We start from the raw sequence: 3,844 nt of genomic DNA on the forward strand, positions 1-3,844 counted from the left end.
ATATCCTCTCCTCCAAATACATTGGACTCAGTACGTGCTAGCATCTGTCCATCTACATAAAAATCTTCCCCTCCAAATATGTTTTCTTGTGTTTGACCTACCATTTCTCCATCTACATAGTAGTCTTCTCCTCCAAATATATTATCAAAACTGTTAAATACACTCATTGTCACCCTCCATTAATATTGTATACTCCTCTATTGATAGTAAGATCTTTTTCAAATGCTCATTTTTATTTTTAATTTTTGTTTTTAAATTTTCCTTTTCCTGTATTTCTTTTTCCACCTTTTGCTTTATTGATAATAAAATTGCATCATATCTATTTTCACAGGATATCCTTATTTGACTTGTGTTTTTTAATACATATTCATCCATAGTACGTATTAGCTTATATGCTATGTCATCTATAGCAGACTCCAGGTCTGGTCTGACTTTTAATTTTGCTTCTTCTAGTTTCTTTTCTTTTAATTTATTTCCTATAAATGGAGCACCTGCCATACCAATTAGAGGCAACAATATACCTCCCCCAAGTAAAGACACTACTATAGCTGACCCTCCTGCTAATACACCTGCAACTGCACCTATTTTAGATATATCTTCTGCCTCTATTGATATATTTGCAATATTTGATGGATTAACTCCTTCACCTAAATAATTGGTGTTGAACTTAACCACCGATGTGTTAAAATGCTTTGCCATTCCATTTGACAATTCTTTTTCTATCATTTTAAACATACTATTTATTTGACCTAAATACTGTCTAATCCAATTTTTAATTTGCCTTTCTACCATCTTAGGCATATGTATCTCAATAAAGTCTTTAAAATCAGCTCCCTTATATGCGTCAAATTGATAATAAATTTCACTTTTCAATTCATCTATAAAGTAATATATAGATTTATTTACAATCGCTAGCATTTCTTCTTCTTGTCTTAATACGTATCTATTTATTTCTGGCTTTAACTTAGATTTATTATCAATTAATTTATTAATATTCTCTAACTCTATATTTAACTGGTCTATAGTCTTATTTTCTAATTGAAATAAAGTATTAATTTCTCTTTTTACTGAGTTTAAAATACCTACAGTTCTTGCTTTATATCGCTGTATTCTTTCATCTGATTCTACACCTTTATCAATTGCCTCCTTAACTACATTAGACACCTGAGTAATACCAGAATTTTCTATCCTTTCTTCATCTTTGTCTAATATTCCCTCTAACGCTTCTCTAGCTGATACTGGCAATACTTGTACAGGACCCATTTTTAATATATTACTTAGTCTCGTAGAAATATCTTCTATTACTTCTTCAACGTCCTCATCTTCATCAATTTCATCTATAAAGTTTGCAACAAACAGTACTTTATTAATACCTTCTTTTAATATGTTATTTTCTAAGAATTCCTTCTCAGTTCTCCTTACTGCATTTGTAGAGTCTAATAAAAATATTACAGCATCTGCTCTAGGAATAATATTATATGTTACATCCACTCTTTGCTTATTTAAATCATCTACCCCTGGAGTATCTATCAATACCACATTATTTTTTAATATATCCGCAGGCATTCCTATTTTTAAATAATTAATACTACTATGGTCAAACTTCCTGCTAGCCACATATTTATTTAAATTTTCATAGTTTAACTCTAATTCCTCTACATTCCCATCAGTTTTATGTACATGTAACTTTTTCTCTTCATTCCACATTACCGCGTTGATAGTAGCCGTAGTTGGCGTTACATCTACAGGTAGAATATCATCACCTAAAATTGCATTTATAAAAGTAGATTTTCCTCTTTTGAATTCTCCCACTACCACTACTGTGTAAAAATCATTTTCTATATCCGCCATTAATTCTTTCATTGATTTTAACTCATAAGAATTTGGTAATTCTTTTTTTATGCTGTCGTAAGAGTTTTTTACTATATCTTGTAAATATAATTTTTCTTTATTTATATCCTTCACCTAACACCCTCCCCTTATTTTTTAAATATTTATTTCATTATAAAATCTATATAGATTTAGATTTATCTTGTTTAATTTATTTCTTTCTTCTAATAATATATTTCTTTTTTCATTTATCTTTAATTGCTCATCATTTCTTTCTTTAATAATGTTATCTAATTGATTTTCTAGTATTCCAACCTTTCTATCTAATTCAATCTCTACATTATGTACTACCTTATCTACAGTATTTTTCCAGTCTTTTTTAAACTTGTTAACAGTATCTGGAATACCATTTCTATAACGTTTCGTTATTTGTTCTTTGGCTTTATTTAGTACATTTTCTCTATTTATATTTTTGAAAAATTTAAATATTGCTTTCCCACCAAATAGCAAAGCCGGTAGTGAAATAATCGCAGAAACATTAAATAATAAAAGACCTGCACACATAGCACCATATCCTAAGCTACTTACTGCAACAGTAAAATCTTCATCAGCTTCTTGGATACCATAAAGTTCAACACTTGAACTAATTTTGAATTCTTTATCCATGACCTTTTCAAATTTATTCCAATCTTTACCTAGCCTATCATTAGCTATTGATAGATGATTGTTTATAATATTATTTTGTAGCTTGTTTATTTCTGCTTGTGATTCAGTCTGAATAGATGCAACCTTACTTTCAATGTATTTTGCTAAACCTTTAGAGTCCAATTCCCCTGTGTAGTTTTGTACTGCTAGTTCTGCTTCATAAGCTATTTTTTCTAAATTCTTTCTAAGCTTATTACTTAGCTCATTTTCTGAATTTAACAGAGCTACTCTCATATTTTTTATTGTATCTTTACCTCTATTTTCAACTTGAATAATTTCTCTTTTTAGATTATTCACCTTTTTTTCTACTTCTTTTGAGTCCATATCTAAACTTGCTAAGGATATTTTTATCCCATTATTGTCTAGTTCATTGGTTAATCTTTTTACTTTTTCTATATACTTAAGTAGCTTTCCCCTACCAGACTCTATACTTAGATACTCAGATAGTTCACTTTCTAACTCAAAAAAACCAGTGGATTCTATAGGTACTACTTCACCTTTTACAACTTCATTATTTTTGCTTCTTTTGTAATTTAAGGCACTCTTAGCAGACACCATAAATATTTTTGGAGCCTTAACCACATCTTTCAAATGTTCTTTTGCATATTGTATGATTTTTTCTTGATCTTGTTTATCTTTAATTCTATCTTTGAAATTGATAACAAAGAATACTTTCTTTATATCATTCTTAAAAATTCTATCTTTTAGAAAATTCATTTCTGATTCTGTTAATATTTGTTGGGCTGATAATAGCATTATAGCTACGTCCGACTTTGGAATAAATTTATAGGTAATTTCCTCTCTCGCACTATCTAAATCATTAGTTCCTGGAGTATCTATTATCTCTATTCCGTTTTTGCATATATTTATAGGGTATCCTATATCTGCAAACTCAATTGATTGTAATTTCTTTATAGCTTCTTCGTAATTTTCTTCTGATTCAGTATCTCCTTCAAGAGGTTCCTTAGGTGCTACAATTTTTTTGAAGCTTTCCTCTGATATATTTTCACTAGTTGAATCTCTATATTTAATTTTGAATACTTCTTCTTTGCTATATGAGATTCTATTTAGTATAGCTGTAGTAGGTTTGGTTGAAGATGGTAGTATTTTTTTGCCTAACAATGCATTTATAAACATTGATTTTCCTCTTGAGAATTCCCCTACTACCACTATGTTAAATTTATCTTCTAGTAGTTCTTTTTCATAGGTGTTACAAATATCTGATATTACCCTGTTATTCAAAAATGATGCACTTTGTCTTATTTTTGATATTTCACCAAGTACATTTTCTCGCCTTTTGCTGTATAGT

Annotated in this window: 2 protein-coding genes; both read right to left on the reverse strand. The window is 29.2% G+C overall.

Annotated features, from left to right (window positions below; translation table 11 throughout):
• Positions 1 to 153 precede the first annotated feature (153 nt).
• Positions 154 to 1,965 (reverse strand): dynamin family protein, encoded by a 1,812-nt coding sequence (locus tag ACRC03_RS14475; protein ID WP_438653294.1) that lies wholly within the window; start codon positions 1,963 to 1,965, stop codon positions 154 to 156.
• 21 nt (positions 1,966 to 1,986) lie between these two features.
• The coding region (locus tag ACRC03_RS14480; protein ID WP_438653295.1) for a dynamin family protein at positions 1,987 to 3,844 on the reverse strand (1,858 nt) is incomplete at its 5' end.

Source organism: Romboutsia sp., from assembly GCF_051659545.1.
Taxonomy (GTDB): Bacteria; Bacillota; Clostridia; order Peptostreptococcales; family Peptostreptococcaceae; genus JBOFOR01.